Annotated in this window: 14 protein-coding genes and 5 pseudogenes; 18 read left to right on the forward strand and 1 reads right to left on the reverse strand. The window is 30.9% G+C overall.

Annotated features, from left to right (window positions below; all coding sequences use genetic code 11):
* Nucleotides 1–228: 228 nt before the first annotated feature.
* From AGR56_RS05570 to AGR56_RS05620, 11 genes and pseudogenes are all read left to right on the forward strand, one after another.
* Nucleotides 229–843, forward strand: a complete 615-nt coding sequence (locus tag AGR56_RS05570; RefSeq protein WP_053241447.1) for a TetR/AcrR family transcriptional regulator — start codon at nucleotides 229–231, stop codon at nucleotides 841–843.
* A 338-nt stretch (nucleotides 844–1,181) separates the two neighbouring features.
* Nucleotides 1,182–1,592, forward strand: a pseudogene (locus AGR56_RS21435) (DUF6064 family protein); the annotation flags it as partial.
* Nucleotides 1,593–1,851: 259 nt separating this feature from the next.
* A pseudogene (locus AGR56_RS05580) lies at nucleotides 1,852–2,561 on the forward strand (ABC transporter ATP-binding protein).
* A gap of 145 nt (nucleotides 2,562–2,706) precedes the next feature.
* The gene (locus tag AGR56_RS05585; protein WP_053241449.1) at nucleotides 2,707–3,339 is read left to right on the forward strand and encodes an NAD(P)-dependent oxidoreductase; all 633 of its coding nucleotides are present in this window, start codon (nucleotides 2,707–2,709) and stop codon (nucleotides 3,337–3,339) included.
* A 14-nt stretch (nucleotides 3,340–3,353) separates the two neighbouring features.
* Nucleotides 3,354–4,226 (forward strand): hydroxymethylbilane synthase, encoded by an 873-nt coding sequence (gene hemC, locus AGR56_RS05590; protein ID WP_053241450.1) that lies wholly within the window; start codon nucleotides 3,354–3,356, stop codon nucleotides 4,224–4,226.
* Nucleotides 4,227–4,236: 10 nt separating this feature from the next.
* Nucleotides 4,237–5,724: a uroporphyrinogen-III C-methyltransferase gene (gene cobA / locus AGR56_RS05595; protein WP_053241451.1), complete on the forward strand. Its 1,488-nt coding sequence runs from the start codon at nucleotides 4,237–4,239 to the stop codon at nucleotides 5,722–5,724.
* 120 nt (nucleotides 5,725–5,844) lie between these two features.
* Nucleotides 5,845–6,963 carry a helix-turn-helix transcriptional regulator gene (locus AGR56_RS05600; protein WP_053241452.1) on the forward strand — a complete coding sequence of 373 codons (1,119 nt, stop codon included), beginning with the start codon at nucleotides 5,845–5,847 and terminating at the stop codon, nucleotides 6,961–6,963.
* Between the two features lie 2 nt (nucleotides 6,964–6,965).
* Nucleotides 6,966–7,166 (forward strand): PLD nuclease N-terminal domain-containing protein, encoded by a 201-nt coding sequence (locus AGR56_RS05605; RefSeq protein WP_157055676.1) that lies wholly within the window; start codon nucleotides 6,966–6,968, stop codon nucleotides 7,164–7,166.
* Nucleotides 7,166–8,082: pseudogene (locus AGR56_RS05610) on the forward strand (ABC transporter ATP-binding protein). The gene AGR56_RS05605 and the pseudogene AGR56_RS05610 overlap by 1 nt, the downstream one beginning before the upstream one ends.
* Complete coding sequence (locus tag AGR56_RS05615) at nucleotides 8,079–8,843, forward strand: ABC transporter permease subunit (protein ID WP_053241453.1); 765 nt, start codon at nucleotides 8,079–8,081, stop codon at nucleotides 8,841–8,843. The pseudogene AGR56_RS05610 and the gene AGR56_RS05615 overlap by 4 nt, the downstream one beginning before the upstream one ends.
* A gap of 608 nt (nucleotides 8,844–9,451) precedes the next feature.
* Entirely contained in the window at nucleotides 9,452–9,808 is a 357-nt protein-coding gene (locus tag AGR56_RS05620) for a GNAT family N-acetyltransferase (RefSeq protein ID WP_053241454.1), read from the forward strand.
* A gap of 115 nt (nucleotides 9,809–9,923) precedes the next feature.
* On the opposite strand, the gene AGR56_RS05625 is transcribed toward AGR56_RS05620, so the two are convergent.
* The gene (locus AGR56_RS05625) at nucleotides 9,924–10,841 is read right to left on the reverse strand and encodes an AEC family transporter (RefSeq protein ID WP_278279579.1); all 918 of its coding nucleotides are present in this window, start codon (nucleotides 10,839–10,841) and stop codon (nucleotides 9,924–9,926) included.
* A 500-nt stretch (nucleotides 10,842–11,341) separates the two neighbouring features.
* Here AGR56_RS05625 and AGR56_RS23260 point away from each other — a divergent pair.
* The 7 genes and pseudogenes from AGR56_RS23260 (at nucleotide 11,342) to AGR56_RS05660 (ending at nucleotide 18,046) form a co-directional block, all read left to right on the forward strand.
* Nucleotides 11,342–11,857, forward strand: a pseudogene (locus tag AGR56_RS23260) (nucleoside hydrolase).
* Entirely contained in the window at nucleotides 11,839–12,081 is a 243-nt protein-coding gene (locus tag AGR56_RS05635) for a nucleoside hydrolase (protein WP_053241456.1), read from the forward strand. The pseudogene AGR56_RS23260 and the gene AGR56_RS05635 overlap by 19 nt, the downstream one beginning before the upstream one ends.
* A 35-nt stretch (nucleotides 12,082–12,116) precedes the next feature.
* Nucleotides 12,117–13,034 carry a nucleoside hydrolase gene (locus tag AGR56_RS05640; protein WP_053241457.1) on the forward strand — a complete coding sequence of 306 codons (918 nt, stop codon included), beginning with the start codon at nucleotides 12,117–12,119 and terminating at the stop codon, nucleotides 13,032–13,034.
* Nucleotides 13,035–13,219: 185 nt separating this feature from the next.
* A complete protein-coding gene (locus tag AGR56_RS05645) occupies nucleotides 13,220–14,266 on the forward strand; it encodes a BMP family ABC transporter substrate-binding protein (RefSeq protein WP_084756883.1) in 1,047 nt (348 codons plus the stop codon).
* A 117-nt stretch (nucleotides 14,267–14,383) separates the two neighbouring features.
* Nucleotides 14,384–15,910, forward strand: a complete 1,527-nt coding sequence (locus AGR56_RS05650; RefSeq protein WP_053241459.1) for an ABC transporter ATP-binding protein — start codon at nucleotides 14,384–14,386, stop codon at nucleotides 15,908–15,910.
* 103 nt (nucleotides 15,911–16,013) lie between these two features.
* Nucleotides 16,014–17,110: pseudogene (locus AGR56_RS05655) on the forward strand (ABC transporter permease).
* 3 nt (nucleotides 17,111–17,113) lie between these two features.
* Nucleotides 17,114–18,046 (forward strand): ABC transporter permease, encoded by a 933-nt coding sequence (locus tag AGR56_RS05660; protein ID WP_084756884.1) that lies wholly within the window; start codon nucleotides 17,114–17,116, stop codon nucleotides 18,044–18,046.
* The last annotated feature ends 47 nt before the right edge of the window (nucleotides 18,047–18,093 follow it).

The following is an 18,093-nucleotide window of genomic DNA, read 5'->3' on the forward strand; positions in this document are numbered from 1 at the left end:
TGTGATTTTTGATAAACTTCAATAGTCATAAAAAATGTGATGCCAAGATGAATGGTGCAAAGCTTTAAAGAAGATTCAAGGAACAATCATTGAAGATTTGCTTAAGCGTTATAATGTAATCTAAAGAATATGTGAAAACGGATGTGCAGGCTATTGACAAAATAATATTGAAGTGGTTAAAGTTGAAGTAGAGTAAATAAGTTCATATTAAACACTATGGAGGTTATTATGTCAAGAATAACAAAAGCGCCGGAAGAACGTAGACAAGAAATTATTGAAACGGCACTGCAGATATTTCAAGAAAAGGGATATGAAAATACAACTATTAAAGATATAGCAGGAAGGATGAATGTAGCACAGGGATTATGCTATAGATATTTTAAATCTAAGCAAGAGATATTTGCTGCAACTTCTGATTATTATGCTTTAAATTTTGTAGATCACATTAAGGCACCACTGTTAAATGATAATATTGTTGATAATTTTAATTTGATAATATTAAGGATGCTTGAGTATGCTGTAAAGCATGAAGAATTTGAAGCGGCTTTTAAGAAAGAACCAGAAATAAGTGCAGCACGTTTAGAAAGAATTACAGATCAGGTTGTAGAATTGATGATACCTATAGTTAATAAAGGCGTTGAAAAAGGAATTTTTGAATGTTCGGATGTTCCAACAACGGTAAGATTTTTAACATTTGGATTAGTCAATATTATTCATCATGATATGCCTGAACAAAATATAAAAGATCATATTCTCTCTTTTACTAATGTGATTAAAACTATTTGCAAAAATGTTTTGCAATCAACAGATGAAAATATAGGAGCTAATTGGGATGATTTATAAAAGTTAAAATAATTAAAAAGCATTGTGGAAATACCATGATGCTTTTTTTGACATTAATGGATTTATAAATTATAATTACTTTAGTGAATGAATTCATTCACTAAAGTAATTAAGTTGTCTAAATAGGAAAAGGAGAAATAAATGAGTAATGTATTTTGGAACACAATAGCAAATTATAATTTGAATACGTGGATTATTCAAATTATTTTATTGATTGTATGCATAGCACTTACAATATCATTGTATTTAAAACCAACACCAATTTTTAAAAAAATTTATTAAGTTTTATGTTGGAATTATTTTTCTATGGATTGGAATAGTTTTCTTTTTATACTTATGGATCTGCAGAAGCAAAAAAATATTTAACAGGATCTTTGTTTGTTATAATTGGAATTTTATGGATCATAGATGTTTTATGGAAAAAGATTGATTTTGTATTTGAAAAAAAGCAAATGATATTTACCTGCATATTTTATGCTTTATGGCTTTTATATCCGGTTATAAGTATGCTATTTGGAAAGAGATACCCATCAATAAGTACTAGTATTATGCCGTGCCCAATGACCGTTTTTTCACTGGCTCTGCTTTGTTCATGCCCTAAAAAAACAAACCTATTTTTAGTAGGGCTGCTAATTATATGGGCATTAACTGGTTTTCCTAAGATATTTATTTTTAATGTACCAGAAGATTCAATTTTATTTGCCAGCGGCATTTATGCAATTATTACTTTTGGAAGCAGAATAATATAGTGAAACTAGCTTAACTACAAATTATATGTGTACCATAATCCCTTTAAGAGTGGTATTTTGGTACATAAATAGTTCAAGTTTCGCAGTAGTTTCACTATAAAAAGTCATCATAAGTAAGTTTTTTTGTACATACTGTATATTGTTAAGGTCTCTATAACACAAGATTTTATAATAGGTTATAGGGGCCTTTTATAAAAGAGTTTTTTCATTAAAACTATATAAAAGTTCATCAAAATTAAATCCAATAGAGGTGATTGAAATGCATAATATAATAAGATTAAATAATATAAATAAAGCCTATGGATGGTGATAAAGACAAAAGTTTTAAAGGGTATAAATCTTTCTTTTGAAGAGGGAACGTTTAATTCAATCATTGGAGCTTCTGGCAGTGGGAAAAGTACTTTACTAAATATAATGGGAACTTTAGACAGACCTACGGAGGGGGAAGTTTATATAGATGGAATAAGAACAGATACTATGAATAAAGATGAGTTAGCTGAACTTAGAAATAAAACTATAGGTTTTGTATTTCAATTTCATTATTTACTTCCTGAGTTTACTGCTATTGAGAATGTTCTAATCCCCTATATGATTGGAAATTCAAAACCTTCAAAAGAAGTAATAAGAAGGGCTAATGAACTTTTAGAACTAGTTTGTCTTGGAGAAGTTAAAAACAATCTCGTAAATGATATGTCTGGTGGGCAGCAGCAGAGAACAGCTATTGCTAGATCGCTTATAAATAACCCCAAAATTATACTGGCAGATGAACCTACAGGTAATTTAGATTCCGAAGCAACAGAGAATATATATGATCTTTTAAGGGATATCAATAAGAAAATAAAAACCACCTTTGTTGTAATTACTCATGATGATAAAATTGCTGAAAAGGCAGATAGAGTTATAAAAATTAAAGATGGAGTGATAGCCATGGATTCTCTAAAGAAAAGCAGGATGAGAATAATAAAATAGCATTTATATACAAATCATAGTATAATTACACTGATTTTAAAGAAATAAAAAAACTTTAAAACTAAGCGTAATTGATATAATATTAATATAATGAAGTAAAATTATAACTGTAAAACTGTTAAAAGTTATATGGAAGTGATGAGGAATGCTTGAAAATGATATTATGTTTATTTCTATTATCCCAAGCAGGGTAAGAGTTGGAATAATAGGTGGTGGAAGAGGAGCTTATATTAAGGCTCGCAGTTTTATTTATCACAACTGCGAGGTGCAAGTTGTGGCTAGGAATTTCATAAAAGAATTTGAAAGTTTAAGTGGTGTAGAAATAATTCAAGGTGAATATAAAAGTGAATTTATAGAAGATAAGCATATTATAATCATAGCTGTGAAAAAGGGAGAACTTGAAGAAGAGATAATTGCTGACTGCAATAAAAAATCAAAACTGTTTTTTACTTTAAGTGACTTTAAAAGAGGTATGGGAACAGTTCCAGCTCAAGCTTCTTTAGAAAATATAAGCTTTGCTTTGAATACTAAAGGTGGCAATCCTAAAGCAGCAGTTATGTTAAAAGAAGAAGTTAAACATAGTTTAAAGGATTATGATATATTTATAGGTTTCATAAATAATTTAAGAAATAAGGCAAAGAAATTTGATAGGCATAAAACGGAAATAATTAATTTTATAGCTACAAAAGATTATAAATTTATGTGGGAAAAGGGGAAGGCTAGAGAAGTTTTAATGCTGTTTTTTCCCGAAGACGTAATAGGTGAATTATTTGATTGAGGTGAAGTGAAAATATGAGTTTGATTATTGCTACAAGGAAAAGTAAATTAGCTCAAATTCAAACAGAAATAGTAATGGATTTGTTAAAAAAGGCACATGGAATAGAAAGTGAAAAGTTATTAATAACTACAGAGGGAGACAAAAAGCTAAATGTTACTTTAGATAAAATTGGTGGAAAGGGTGTTTTTGTTAAGGAAATTGAAATTGCACTTCTAGAAGAAAAAGCCCATGCCGCTGTTCACAGCATGAAGGATGTACCTTATGCGTTAGATCCCGCTTTGGAAATCGCGGCTATCCCTGAAAGAGAAGATGTTAGAGATGCAGTTATCACTAGAGAAGGAATAGCTTTTGAGGAATTAAAAAAAGGAGCTAAAATAGGTACTAGTAGCATAAGAAGGGCAGTTCAACTTAAAAAGAAGCGTGAGGATTTAGAAATTGTACCAATAAGGGGTAATGTTCAAACAAGGCTCAAAAAGATGAAGGAGGAAAAATTGGATGGAATAATACTAGCAGCTGCCGGTATTAAAAGATTGGGTTTAGAAAGCATTATTTCAACTTATTTAGATCCAAAAGAGTTTTTGCCAGCCGTAGGACAGGGCGCTTTAGCTATAGAAGTTAAGAAAAGCAGCAGCAAAAGGCATTATTTTGATACTTTAGACAATAAGGAGGAGAGATGTAAGCTGGAGGCTGAAAGAAGTTTCATGAGAGAATTGAATGGCGATTGTCATTCTTTAATAGGAACCTATAGTGAACTTGAGGGTTCAGAACTTTATTTATTGGGAACATATGAGGTTAATGGAAAGGTGATAAAAAAGGATTTGGTTGGAAGTAAAGAAGATAGTGTAAGGCTGGGTAAGGAACTAGCTAAGTTAATATTAAAGGCTTAAGGAGAAGAGTATGGGAAAAGTTTATTTAATTGGAGCAGGGCCTGGAGATGAAGAACTTATAACTTTGAAGGCCGTAAGAAAACTAAAGGAATGTACAGCTGTGCTTTATGATAGGCTTGTTGGAAATAATATTTTGAATTATGTAAGTGAAGGCTGTGAAGTTTATTACTGTGGAAAGGAACCAGGTGCACATTACAAAACCCAAGAGGAAATAAATAAGATATTAGTGAAATTGGCTAAAGAAGGTCATATAGTAGGAAGGGTTAAAGGTGGGGATCCATATGTCTTTGGCAGAGGAGGAGAAGAAGCTTTAGAATTAGTTAAAGAAAACATTCCGTTTGAGGTGATCCCAGGAATAACTTCTGCTATAGCTGTATTAAATTATGGAGGTATACCAATAACTCAAAGGGGAATTTCCCAAAGCTTCCATGTAATAACTGGTATGTCTGCTAGTGGTGAAAAGGTTAATTGGCAAGCTGTGGCTAAAGAAACAGGTACTTTGGTGTTTTTAATGGGGTTGGAAAATCTATCGAAAATAGTAGAAAATTTAGTTTATAACGGTAAAAATAAAAGCACGCCAGCTGCCATAATAATGAGAGGAACCTCTTCAAAGCAGAAAAAAGTAGTGGGAATTTTAGAAAATATAGAAGTGAAAAGCAAAAGAGCAGAGCTTAAATCTCCGTGTATAATCGTTGTAGGAGAAGTTGTTAATTTTAATGAAAGTTTAAACTGGTATGAAAGCCAGCCTTTGTTTGGAGCTAATATTTGCGTGACGAGGTCAAAAAAGCAAGCTTCTAGCATAAGATATACTTTAAAGGATTTGGGAGCAGAGGTTACAGAAATAAACTCCATTAAATTTAAATCAACTACATACAATCTAAAAGGATACTTATCAAGGCTTAATCATTATAATCATATAATATTTACTTCTGTAAATGGAGTGGATTTTTTCTTTGAGTATTTAAAAGAACAAAACTATGATATAAGAAACCTTAAGGCAAAGTTTAGTGTTGTTGGAAAGGCTACCTCAAAAGCTTTAAAAGAAAAAGGCGTAATGCCTTTAAAGGTAGCAGAGAAATTTCAAGCAGAGGGACTATTTGAGATTATAAAACCTATACTTAAGCCAGGCGAAAAGGTGCTTATGCCTAGTTCCTCAAAAGCTAGAAATTATTTAGCTCAAGAAATAAGTAAATTGAGTTTAGAGGTAGATAAGGTTAATATTTATGAAACAATAGTAGGCGAAGTTAAAAATACAAGAGCCTTTGACGAAACGGATATAGTTTTATTTACAAGTCCTAGCACTGTTAGAAATATGATAGAACTTGTAGGAATAGAAAAAATAAAGGAGAAGATATCCATAGCTATTGGACCTATAACTCTTGATGTGCTTAAGGAAAATAATATAGGTGCTGTATTATGCGAGGAGCACAGTGAAAAAGGGCTTGTAGAAAAAATACAAGAAGTATGGATAAATTTTGCTGTTAGGGCAAATAAGTGAAGTGAGAAATCTGTATGTAAATTTACCCACAGTTGACTTTTTTAACTTAAATCAACCACAAATCCATTGAGTGGTTGATTTTTTTTGCATACAATATAGATGTAAGAAGGAGGAGATCCTATGAAAGAAATAAACTTAGCAAAAGTAATTGTAAGTAAAAGAAGAGAAAAGGGAATAACACAAGAAGAGCTTGCAAATTATATTGGTGTTTCAAAGGCTTCTGTTTCAAAATGGGAAACAGGCTTAAGTTATCCTGATATTGTTTTTCTGCCGCAGCTTGCAGCATATTTTAACATCAGTGTTGACGAGCTAATTGGATATGAGCCGCAAATGACAAAGGAGGATATAAAAAAGCTTTATCATAAATTAGCCGCTGATTTTGTAGAAAAGCCTTTTGATGGGGTTATAAAACACTGCCGTGAAATTATAAAAAAATATTATTCATGTTTTCCGCTGTTATTGCAAATGGGTATACTTTTACTTAATCACAGTATGCTTTTAAAGGATAGAGAGGAACAAATGGCTTTGCTGAAGGAAGCAAAGGAGCTTTTTATAAGAGTAAAGGTGGAAAGTGAGGATATAGAGTTAACTAGACAGGCATTGAATTTAGAAGCAGCTTGCTTAATATATACTGCTGACCCTAAAGCTGCACTTGAACTGTTAGAGGATGCAAATGATAGGGTAATGATACCTAATGAAACCTTAGCAGCAATGGCATATCAAATGCTTGGTAAAAATGAAAATGCCAAAGAAACTTTGCAAATTAGCATGTATCAATATATATTGAGTTTAATTGATGCCTTTGATCTTTACAGTACTTTTTATATTAATGATAAAGAGAAATATGAAGAAATATTCCGCAGGGTGTTTGCAATTACAGAAGTTTTTAATATGGAAAAACTTCACCCAACATTTTTATTAAAGATTTATATATATGCAGCTCAAGGCTATGCAAGTTTGGGAGAGCAAGATAAAGCCCTGGATATACTAAATAAATATACAGAAATTTCAATAGGCGATATTTATCCAATTAAACTCCATGGAGATGATTTCTTTGACTTATTAGATGATTGGCTTTTGCAGCTTGATCTAGGAGTAAATCCTGTAACGAATGAAAAAACTATAAAACAAAACATGTTGAATTCTGTAATATGTAATCCAAGTTTTGCAGTGCTTAAGGAGAGTTCCCGCTTTAAAAGTATAGTAAAAAAACTAAAAAATAATTGCGAGGAGGCATAAATATGAGTAATCTTTCAGAATATTTACCTTTTTTAATCCCACTTGCTATTATAGAAATTGTTTTGGCAGTTACAGCTCTTATTCATGTACTAAGACACCCAAATTACCGTTTTGGAAATAAAGTAATGTGGATAGTTGTAGTGCTAATTCTTGAATTTATAGGTCCTATTGTTTATTTTACAATAGGTAGAGGTGATGAATAATGAATGTTTTAGAGATTAAAGGACTTTATAAAAGTTTTGGAAGCAATGCAGTAATAAATGACCTAAATTTAGTGGTGCCAGAACATTCAATATTTGGTTTCATGGGACAAAATGGTGCAGGAAAGACAACTACAATGAAAATGATACTTGGACTTTTAAGGCTAATAGTGGAAATATTTACGTGTGCGGTGAAAAAGTCAGTTATGGAGAAACAAAAACTAATCGCAATATAGGTTATCTTCCAGATGTACCTGAATTTTATGGATATATGAAACCTATGCAATATCTTAAGCTATGTGGTGAAATCACTGGCTTATCAAAAAATCAAATTAAGGAAAGAAGCGGAAAACTCCTTTCTTTAGTTGGAATTTCAAATGTAAATAGGAGAATTGGAGAGTTTTCCCGCGGCATGAAGCAGAGGCTTGGAATTGCACAGGCACTTTTAAATGAGCCCAAACTATTAATTTGTGATGAGCCTACTTCGGCACTTGATCCGATTGGTAGAAAGGAAATTCTTGATATTTTGCTGTCTGTAAAAGGAAAAGCTACAGTAATATTTTCAACGCATATTCTTTCTGATGTTGAGCGTATTTGTGATCATGTTGCCATTTTAAATAAAGGGAAAATTGCACTTTCAAGTACTTTTTCGGAGATAAAAGAGCAGTATAGAAGAGATTCTTTTATTATAGATTTTATAAGTGAGAAGGATGCGGTTTGTTTTTATGAGTGTGAAGAATTAAAAGCTTTAAAAGTACAGCTAAAAAGAGATGGATCTGAGATTATAGCTAAGGTTTCAAATATAAAAAATGGTGGTCAATTTTTTATTGACTTATTATCAAAAAAGCAAATAACACCTGTTAAATTTGAAATGATGGAACCAACATTGGAGAGTTTGTTTATGGAGGTGGTAAAATGAGGAATTATATTGCATTTTTAAAAAAAGAGCTTCTCGAAAGTGTTAGGACATACAAGTTTTTTGTTATTATAGCTGTTTTTTTTGCTTTTGGAATGATGAGTCCTCTTGCAGCAAAACTAATGCCAAAGCTTATTTCTTATGCACAAAAGGATGGAATGAAGATATCTATGCCAGAGCCAGCTGCAATTGATTCCTGGAAACAATTTTTTAAGAATATTTCGGGGATGGGGATAATTGTTACTGCTTTAATATTTAGTGGAGTTTTAGCAAATGAGCTGTCTAGAGGGACTTTAATAAATATGCTTACGAAGGGTTTAAATAGAAGTACAGTTATAATATCAAAATTTACTGCTATGATAATAATTTGGACTACAAGCTATGCTTTAGCCTTTACAATGGCTTTCATATATACAGCATATTTATTTAAAAATCATCAAATGCATAATTTGTTATTTTCAATATTTTGTCTATGGCTCTTTGGAGTGTTTTTATTAGCAGTAATTTTATTAGGAGGGGTTCTTGCAAAAAGCAGTTATGGATGCCTTTTTATAACAGGTACAGCTGCTGTGATTTTGATGATTCTTAATGCGTTTCCTAAAATGCAAAAGTACAATCCTTTTTCTCTTTCTTCTAATAATGTAGCTTTACTTACTAATTCAGTAAAGGTATCAGAGTTATATTATCCAATTTTTATATCAGGTGTGTTAATATTAGTTTGTGTTATAGGTTCTATTTCAATATTTAATAAGCAGCAAATTTAATATAGTTCAAGTTTCGCAGTAGTTTCACTATAGATAGACAACTTGAAACTTTAAAATTGCAATCTCCAAATTTATCCTGATAAACTGGAATTTGTCGAGCACTATAGTGAAGGGTTTTAACTCACTTCGTTTGTTAAAAGACTAAGGTTTTCGCTATGCGAAAGGTGAAGGGTTTTACGGTGCTGTGCACGTAAAATTTAATTTAAAGATTTTTCGTAGAGAAGCGAAGGAAAATCCTCATTAACTTTTCATGTAAATGAAAAAGTTCACTTTTTAACAAGCAAAGCAGGTTAAAACCCTTCACTTTTTACCGAAGGTAAAAAAGTTAGTCTTTTAACTAGCAGAGCAAGTTAAAATCTTTCACTATAGTTGCTTCGCAATATTTATGAATTACGGTTAAAAATAAATTTAATGCGACAGCCCCTTTTATTTTTTGTAATGTTAATTAGAGTGCGCTAATGCTTAAATATAATGCTTTTGCTTCAATGTGATTTTTATTGAGAAGTATTACTTAGAAAGTTGTATTATTGACTAAAAATGTAAATTATACTAATATATAACTTATAAGTAAATATGCAGTAAAATTAAAGGGATAGGGTGATTTGAATATGTGTAACATAAGAGTTGCAAATTTAGAAGATGAAAATCAATTGATAAATTTAGTTAAAGCTGGATTAGATACTGATAAGGTTAAGAAAACGGCAAGACAGGTGGTACATGATTTTTTTAATGATACAAAGTATGAGATTTTTGTAATTGAGGAAGCAAATTCTCTTAAAGGTTTTGGAAGTCTTGAATTTAAAAGAGAACCTGGAGAAGATGAAATTGCAGAATTGGTTATGATGAATGTTAATGACGATTTAAAGGAAAAGGGATATCAAAATAAGTTAATTAATTATATTGAAAAGTATGCACGGGAAACAGGGGTTAGAGAGATATACTTAAGACCATGGAAGTTTAGATAATTAGTGCACAGTTCACAATGCACAATGAAAGCCGATTTTTGCAGTGTGCATTGTGAAGTGAAAAAGTATTAATTGCGAGACAAATAATATATAAAATTTTAAAGTTCTATGTAGTTTATTGTAAATTAGTTATAATCCATATCATTATGAAGCTCAATATCATAGTTATATTACATAAAGTTCCAACGAGTTTTTTATCATAGTTAAATTGAACTGCATAAGGTATAACAGCCATACCAATGGGGAGTATTAAACCTATGAGAATTGTATATCTAAATGTTAAATTAAACGGTAAAACAAAAAATAAAATGATTCCAATTACTAGTCCAAAGCTGTATCTTACAAATAATATCTTTGCTATGCTTTTGTAGTATATTTTATCTATAGAAAAGTTTAGGCATACTCCAAGAAGCAAAAGTGATAGTGGCATATTTGCCTTTGATATTATTTTACAAATACTTATAACCGGAGAAGGAAAATGAAGACCGGATAAGTTTATTAGTAAGGCAATTATGTAAGACATAAGTGGTAAAGAGGCAAAAGATTTTTTTGTGATTTCTTTTATTCCGATATTAGCTTCTGAAGTTGAAAAAAGTGATGCAATTATATAACAAAATACGAATATTGGTATAGAATTTCCAATATCAAACATGCCTATATACTTTAAGCCTGGTTTACCAAATATTGCTTCAATAATTGGATATGCAAATAAGCCTACGTTAAAGCCAGGGACTACCATTGATAAAGCACCTCTTACATTTTGCGGAGCTTTTCTGAAAATAAACACTCCTAAAAATGACATAGCAAGTCCATAAATAGCACCTATTATTGTAAGTATTATTAAGGAAGAATCTAGTTTCATTGAGTTAAAGGTATCAATAATTAATGCAGGAAGTGTTACATTAAACAAAATTCTTGCCATACCATCGCCATCAGCTTCTTTTATTAAACCAAATCTTTTAAGTATATAACTCAATGTTATTATTATTACAAAAGAGATAAATTGATAATTCACACTACTAATTCTAAACACATCCAATCTTGAGTATATAAGAGTTAATACTTAGATAAGTTTATCATATGAGGATGAGGAACTTCAACATATGATTTAGTATATAAATAAAATTTTTTATAATAAAAGGATGTATAAACATTAACTGGTCACAACACGAACAAAAAATTAAAAAATAAAAAAATGTATGTTATTTTTTTATGATATCTGGTATAATATACACTGACATTAAAAAATGTGCAAAGATTTAAAGGCTTTATTGTGTATTTTGAATAAAAATGCTGGAATTTATGTTGTACATTTTTGAAATGGTGAACATTATATAATTAACGAATTTTATTGTTAAGGAGGAAATCTAGTGAAGAAACCAATTTTCATAGATTATAATATTGGTTTGATAATATTATTTTTATTTTAAGTGCCATTTTTATAAGGGGCATCAGTTTAGATACTATTAATATAAATATATCACGTGACGTAAAATTAATAGATATTAACAATATTGTTAAACTTGACAAAAATTGTCTGATAAGAATATTAAGCTTATATTTGAAAAAAATAGTCCTATAATAAATTCAAATAAAGATGAAGATAGGGTTAATGAAGAAGTATTAGATTTTATAAGAAAGATTGATTATCAAATTGAAGATTCACCTAAAATTATGCTTAGGAAATTAAAGGAAAGTCATAAGAAGGCAAGTATTATTTCAACAGGAAACTTAAGTAATATAGCTAAAATGTTTTTATCATGTCCAGAGATTAAAAAGAACATAAATAAAATAGTAGTCGTAGGTGGCGCAATTTATGGTGGAAATTGTACTCCTTGTGCATGAAAAAAATATTTTTCAGATGCGTACGCAGCAGACATTGTTTTTAATTCAGGAGTTCCTATAATTATGTGTGGACTAGATGTAACTGAAAAAACACATCTAAGTAACGAAGAAATTAATGAATTATTAGAATGTATAAGGTCATCTACAAATAAATATATTACAGATTATATTAAAAATGAATTAATTTGTTTTTTGAAAGCTTAAAAATATCTGATAAGTCTCTTGCGAATTTGTGTGGTGTTATATATGCAAGTAATCCAGATATCTTTAAATTTGATAAGTGTTCAGTTTCTGTTGAAACTGGAGGAGAATTTACATATGGGTGCACTGTAGTTGATATTAATCATGTACTGCAAGAAACTAGAAATGTGGATGTTGTTTATTCTTTAGACATTAAAAAGTTTGTTTTCATATTAAAAAATTTTTAAGTAATATGTAATTTGATTTTATGGAGAGATGAATAGTGAAAATACCTATTATTATAGATACGGATCCTGGAATTGATGATGCCATAGCAATACTCATGGCATTTGCAGCAAAAAATATTGATATTAAGGCAATAACGACTGTAGTTGGAAATGTAGAACTTGAAAAGACCACTGTTAATGCGCTAAAGCTTGTTGAATTTTCGGGACTTGATATAAAAGTTGCGAGAGGTTCTGAGAAGCACATTAGGAGAGAACATTTTTCGGCAGAATGGTATCATGGAGTTTCTGGACTTGGTAATTTGAAATTTCCAGATCCTAAAATGAAGGTTTATGAGAAAAATGCATATGACACTATATATGAAGAAGCATGTAAATGCAAAGGAAAGTTAAAGCTTGTTTGCCTTGCACCACTTACAAATATTGCATCAACTATACTAATATATCCTGACATAGTTAATAAAATAGATAGTATTGTACTTATGGGTGGAGCAATAAATGGAGGCAATGACACCCCAGCGGCAGAATTTAATATGTATGCTGATCCAGAAGCTGCAAGAATAGTTTTTAATTCTAAAATACCAGTTACAATGGTTGGCTTAGATGTCACAAATAGAGCTTTGCTATATAAGAATGAAATTGAAGAAATAGATAAAGCTAATAACAAAATGGCAAAGTTAGTAGCCAAAATAGCAACTAGAATATATGAAAATTGTGCTAAATTTAATGTAGAAGGAGCTGCAATGCATGATCCATTTGCTATGGGATATGTAATTGACAGCAGCATTATGAAATATAAAAGTTTTCATGTAGATGTTGAAGCAAGCAGTGAATTAACTAGGGGGAAAACTATCGTAGATGTAAATAACCTACTTAATAAGCCCACAAATGTTAATGTAGGTGTGGATTTAGATAGGGATGCGTTTGTTTCAATGTTAAAAGAACTTTTTATATAAATAAGGCATCTTCAAAAAAATAATAGGTTCATCTAGCGGCTAATTTTGCGTAATATTTCGTCAACTGAACCCGCTAAGACTCCTAGTATTAACGGAACCAGTTTCCTTGTATTACACAAAATTATCTCGCAACATGGACTTATTATTTTCTTTCAGATGCCTAAATTAATTTTATCGGAGGTAATATAATGTTTAAAAAAGCAGCAGCAATTGTTTTATCATTAACACTAGTATCAAGCTTAATGGTAGGATGTGGAAGTACTAATGCTTCTAAAAGTGGTACTAGTACAACAAAGAAAATTAAAGTTGGGTTAACTACTAGTGAAGGTGGATTAAATGATAAATCCTTTAACCAATCAGCTAATACTGGAATAGAAAAAGCTAGGAAAGAGTTAGGTGTAGATTACAAGGCAGTAGAATCTATGAAAAAAGATGATTTTCAACCAAATCTTCAAGCCTTAATTAGCAATAATTCAGATCTTATTTTTGGTATTGGATTTCAAATGGGAGACGATTTAGATGCTATAGCTAAAAAGAATCCTAACAAGAAATTTGCAATAGTTGATACAGTTGTAAATGAAAAAAATGTAGTTTCACTTGTATTTAGAGAGCAAGAAGGTTCATTTTTAATGGGTGTTATTGCCGGAAAAATGACAAAATCAAATAAGATAGGTTTTGTTGGTGGAATGAATATTGATTCAATAAATAAATTTGCTGCTGGATATATTGCTGGAGCAAGAACTGTAAATCCTAAAATACAAGTAGAAGAAAAGTACGTAAACAGTTATACAGACACTAATATGGCTGAAGAAATAGCTAAGACTTTATACAATGATGGTTGTGACATTGTTTATCATGCAGCTGGCGGTAGTGGTGTTGGAGTTTTCAAGGCAGCAAAAGAAATGACTTCGCAAAGCAAACAGTTATGGGCAATTGGAGTTGATATGGATCAAGCTGAGACAGTTCCACAATATTCAGATGTAATACTTACAAGTATGGTAAAGAGAGTTGACAACGCTACATATCAAGTTGTTAAAGATCTTACTAAAGGAAAATTCGAAGGTGGAAAAACAGAGTACTTTGGTCTTAAAGAAAGCGGAGTTGATATAGCACCTTCTTCAAAGAAACACGTACCAGCTGATATATTAACTTTAGTTGACAAATATAAAGATGCAATAAAAACTGGAAAGATAAAAGTTCCAGATACAATTAAAGATGCTAATGCGTTTTAAGGCTGAAGCATTAAAATAAATTGAATTTACTTTTGTTATAAATAAATATCATTGATTCTTTTTAAAGAATCAATGATTTTATAATATAGTAAAAAAGTTCTTTTAGGAGGACAAGTAATGGAAAAAATTATAGAAATGAAAGAAATAACAAAAATATTTCCTGGAATCATTGCTAATAATAAAGTTAATTTTGACTTACTTCAAGGAGAAACACATGTACTTTTGGGAGAAAATGGTGCTGGAAAAACTACACTTATGAATGTACTCTATGGTCTATATCAACCGGAAAGTGGAGAAATATACATACAAGGTACAAGCACAAAAATTAATACACCTCATGCTGCAATTAAACTTGGAATAGGAATGGTTCATCAGCATTTTATGCTAATAAATAATTTCACTGTAGCTGAAAATATTATCTTAGGCATGGAACCTAAAAAAGGACTAAAAATAGATATGAAATCGGCTATTCTTGAAGTTGAAAAATTATCTAAGGCATATGGTTTTAATGTAAATGCCAAGGATAAGATAGAAGATTTATCTGTAGGACAGCAGCAAAAGGTTGAAATTTTAAAGGCTCTTTATAGAAAAGCAAGGGTATTAATATTAGATGAACCTACAGCAGTTTTAACACCTCAAGAAATAGAAGAACTTGCAAATATAATTAGCATGCTTAAAAAAGAAGGCAAATCATTCATTCTCATAACACATAAGCTTAAAGAAGTTATGAATATGAGTGACAGAATAACAATAATTAGGCGTGGAGAGGTTATCAAAACTTTAAACACTAAAGGCACTAATATAGATGAACTTGCGGAAATGATGGTTGGTAGAAAAGTTAATCTTAAGGTAAATAAAAGCAATAAAGAAGCTGGAGAAGCTATACTTGAAATAAATAAGCTTAATGCCGAAGATGAAAGAGGAGTAAAAGTTGTTAAAGATGTGGATTTAACAGTTAAAAGCGGTGAAATATTTGGTATAGCTGGTGTAGATGGTAATGGTCAAAGTGAACTAATTGATATTTTAACAGGACTTAGGAAAGCACAAAGCGGAAGTATAAAACTAAATGGTAAGGAAGTAACAGGAAGAAGCACAAGAGAAATAATGGATGAGGGTGTAGGACATATTCCAGAAGATAGACATAAGAGAGGTTTGGTTTTAAAATTTTCACTATTTGAAAATAGTATTTTAGGGCTACAAAACAATAAAGCTTTTAAAAATAAATTCTTTTTAAATTATAAGAAAATAAAAGAACATTGCAGAAGTTTAATAAAACAATTTGATGTAAGAACTCCTAGTGAGGAGGTAACAGCAGCATCTCTATCTGGTGGAAATCAGCAAAAATTAATTATTGCCAGGGAAATTTTTAAACAGCCGTCACTTTTAATAGCAGCTCAACCTACGCGTGGACTAGATGTTGGAGCTATAGAATACATTCATAAGCAGTTGGTCTCTGAGAGAGAAAATGGAAAAGCGGTACTACTTGTTTCACTTGAACTCGATGAAATTTTGAGCTTATCTGATAGAATAGGCGTTATGTATGATGGGAAAATTGTAGCAGTGCTAGAAAACAAGGGCGTAGATGAAAAGACATTGGGAATTCTCATGGCTGGCGGAAGTATTAATAAAGATAAAACACTTTGAAACTTGAAATTTATTTGTACCAAAATGTTGATTTCTAGATATTATGGTGCACATAAATTTCAATAGTTGAATTGGTTTATCTATAAATAGGAGTTGAATACATTTGAGTGAGATTGATGTTAAAGGTAAAATGAAAAATTCAAAAATAAAAGATAGTTTAAATGCGTTATTGTTTCCACTTATTTCAGTATTTCTTTCATTATTTATAGCTGTTTTTTTTGTAATGTGGGCAAAAAATATTCAATAACAGACTATTTTACTGCACTATCTGATTTAATGTCTATTATTGTATCATCAAGCTTTGGAAGTACACAGCAGATACTTGATACATCTGTTTATGTTGTGCCGCTTATTTTTACAGGTCTTGCTAATGCCATAGCAAATAGATGCGGATTATTCAACATTGGTGCAGAAGGTCAGTTCACAATGGGATTTCTTGCCGCATCACTTCTTGGACTAATACCTGGCTTAAGTGTGTGGATACATGTTCCACTTGTAATAATAGGTGGACTACTAGTTGGAGGTTTGTGGGCTTCTCTTCCAGGATATTTAAAAGCTAAGTTTGGAATAAATGAGGTTATCAACACTATAATGATGAACTATATTGCCATGTATGTTGTAAATATGGTTATAATGGAAACACATTTTGGTGTAAAGAATAAAGCTTGTACTCCTATAATACAGGAAAGTGCTCAATTGTTTAGATTTATTTCTGACAGTAGAGCTAACATTGGAATTATATTTGCTTTAATAGCTGTAGTATTAGTATATCTTTTAATGTCTAAAACTACTTTGGGATATGAAATAAGAGCAGTTGGAATCAATCCTTTTGCAGCAGAGTATGGTGGAATAAATATAAAAAGCAAAATGATTTTAGCTATGTTTATTTCAGGTGCAGTTTCGGGAATTGGTGGAGCACTTCATTTGTCAGGAACAATGTATCAAAGCAGTAGCATGACAAGTTTTATAGGATATGGTTTTGATGGTATCGCAGTTGCTCTTCTTGCAAAAAATAATCCTATAGGATGTATACCAGCGGCTATTTTATTTGGAGTACTTGAAAATAGTTCAAGGGTACTTCAGCTTAACAATATACCTAAAGAAGTTGTATCCTTAATTGAAGCAATAATAATAATATTTGTTTCAACTGATTATGTTTTGAAATACATAAAAAGGAAAAAGGAAATAAAAGGGGTGTAGAAGGTGAAGGATATAAATTTTATAATTTCAATAATAGATTCTACTTTAAGAATGGCAGCTCCTTTGATATTTGCTGCAATAGGCGGTGTTTTTTCCGAAAGATCCGGTGTTGCTAATATAGGAATTGAAGGTATGATGATTATGGGAGCTTTCTTTTCTGTATTAGGTACGTATAAAACAGGAAGCACTTTAGCTGGAATATTATGCGCAGTTTTAGCAGGGGCGGCTATATCGGCATTACTTGCTTTTTTAAGTATACATTTAAAATCCGATCAGATAATTGTAGGTACAGCAATTAATATATTTGCAGCAGCATTTACAAGTTTTATGATTTTTAAAGTATTTAAGATTGGTGGGCAAACTGAAATAGTTAAAGGAATTTCTTTTAATGTACCTAATTTCATAGTGAATATTCCTATACTTGGCAAGTTTATAAGCGGACTTAACTGGTTTATTATAGCAGCTTTTATACTTGTAGTAGTTGCAAACTTTATACTTTTTAAAACTCCACTTGGACTTAGAATAAGAGCAGTTGGTGAAAAGCCAATAGCAGCTGATACTATGGGAATAAGTGTTTATAAAATAAGATATTTATGTGTAATAATATCTGGTGCTCTTGCAGGAATTGGTGGTTCCTGTTTAACGCTAGGAATGACTCCTATATTTAAAGAAGGTATGGTATCCGGACGTGGATTTATAGCTCTTGCAGCACTTATATTTGGAAACTGGAAACCATATCCTACAATGATTGCATGTATTATATTTGCATTAGGTAATGCTCTTCAGATAAATGCACAGGGACTTGCATGGCATATTCCAAATGAATTGTATGCTATGTTCCCATATATATTAACAATGCTTGCTCTTGCAGGATTTGTTGGTAAAACTGTGGCACCAGCAGCTGACGGTATACCTTACGAAAAAGGTCAGAGATAAAGTTTATTTATGTATATTCTCTTGGATGCTTAAATATAATGTATTGA

The sequence above is a fragment of the Clostridium sp. DMHC 10 genome (assembly GCF_001270375.1).
GTDB lineage: Bacteria > Bacillota > Clostridia > Clostridiales > Clostridiaceae > Clostridium_S > Clostridium_S guangxiense.

What these genes read in the sequence shown, in the direction of transcription:
- AGR56_RS05570 (WP_053241447.1), top strand. Translation starts at nt 229, where the DNA reads ATGTCAAGAATAACAAAAGCGCCGGAAGAACGTAGACAAGAAATTATT.
- AGR56_RS05585 (WP_053241449.1), top strand. Translation starts at nt 2,707, where the DNA reads ATGCTTGAAAATGATATTATGTTTATTTCTATTATCCCAAGCAGGGTA.
- hemC (WP_053241450.1), top strand. Translation starts at nt 3,354, where the DNA reads ATGAGTTTGATTATTGCTACAAGGAAAAGTAAATTAGCTCAAATTCAA.
- cobA (WP_053241451.1), top strand. Translation starts at nt 4,237, where the DNA reads ATGGGAAAAGTTTATTTAATTGGAGCAGGGCCTGGAGATGAAGAACTT.
- AGR56_RS05600 (WP_053241452.1), top strand. Translation starts at nt 5,845, where the DNA reads ATGAAAGAAATAAACTTAGCAAAAGTAATTGTAAGTAAAAGAAGAGAA.
- AGR56_RS05605 (WP_157055676.1), top strand. Translation starts at nt 6,966, where the DNA reads ATGAGTAATCTTTCAGAATATTTACCTTTTTTAATCCCACTTGCTATT.
- AGR56_RS05615 (WP_053241453.1), top strand. Translation starts at nt 8,079, where the DNA reads ATGAGGAATTATATTGCATTTTTAAAAAAAGAGCTTCTCGAAAGTGTT.
- AGR56_RS05620 (WP_053241454.1), top strand. Translation starts at nt 9,452, where the DNA reads ATGTGTAACATAAGAGTTGCAAATTTAGAAGATGAAAATCAATTGATA.
- AGR56_RS05650 (WP_053241459.1), top strand. Translation starts at nt 14,384, where the DNA reads ATGGAAAAAATTATAGAAATGAAAGAAATAACAAAAATATTTCCTGGA.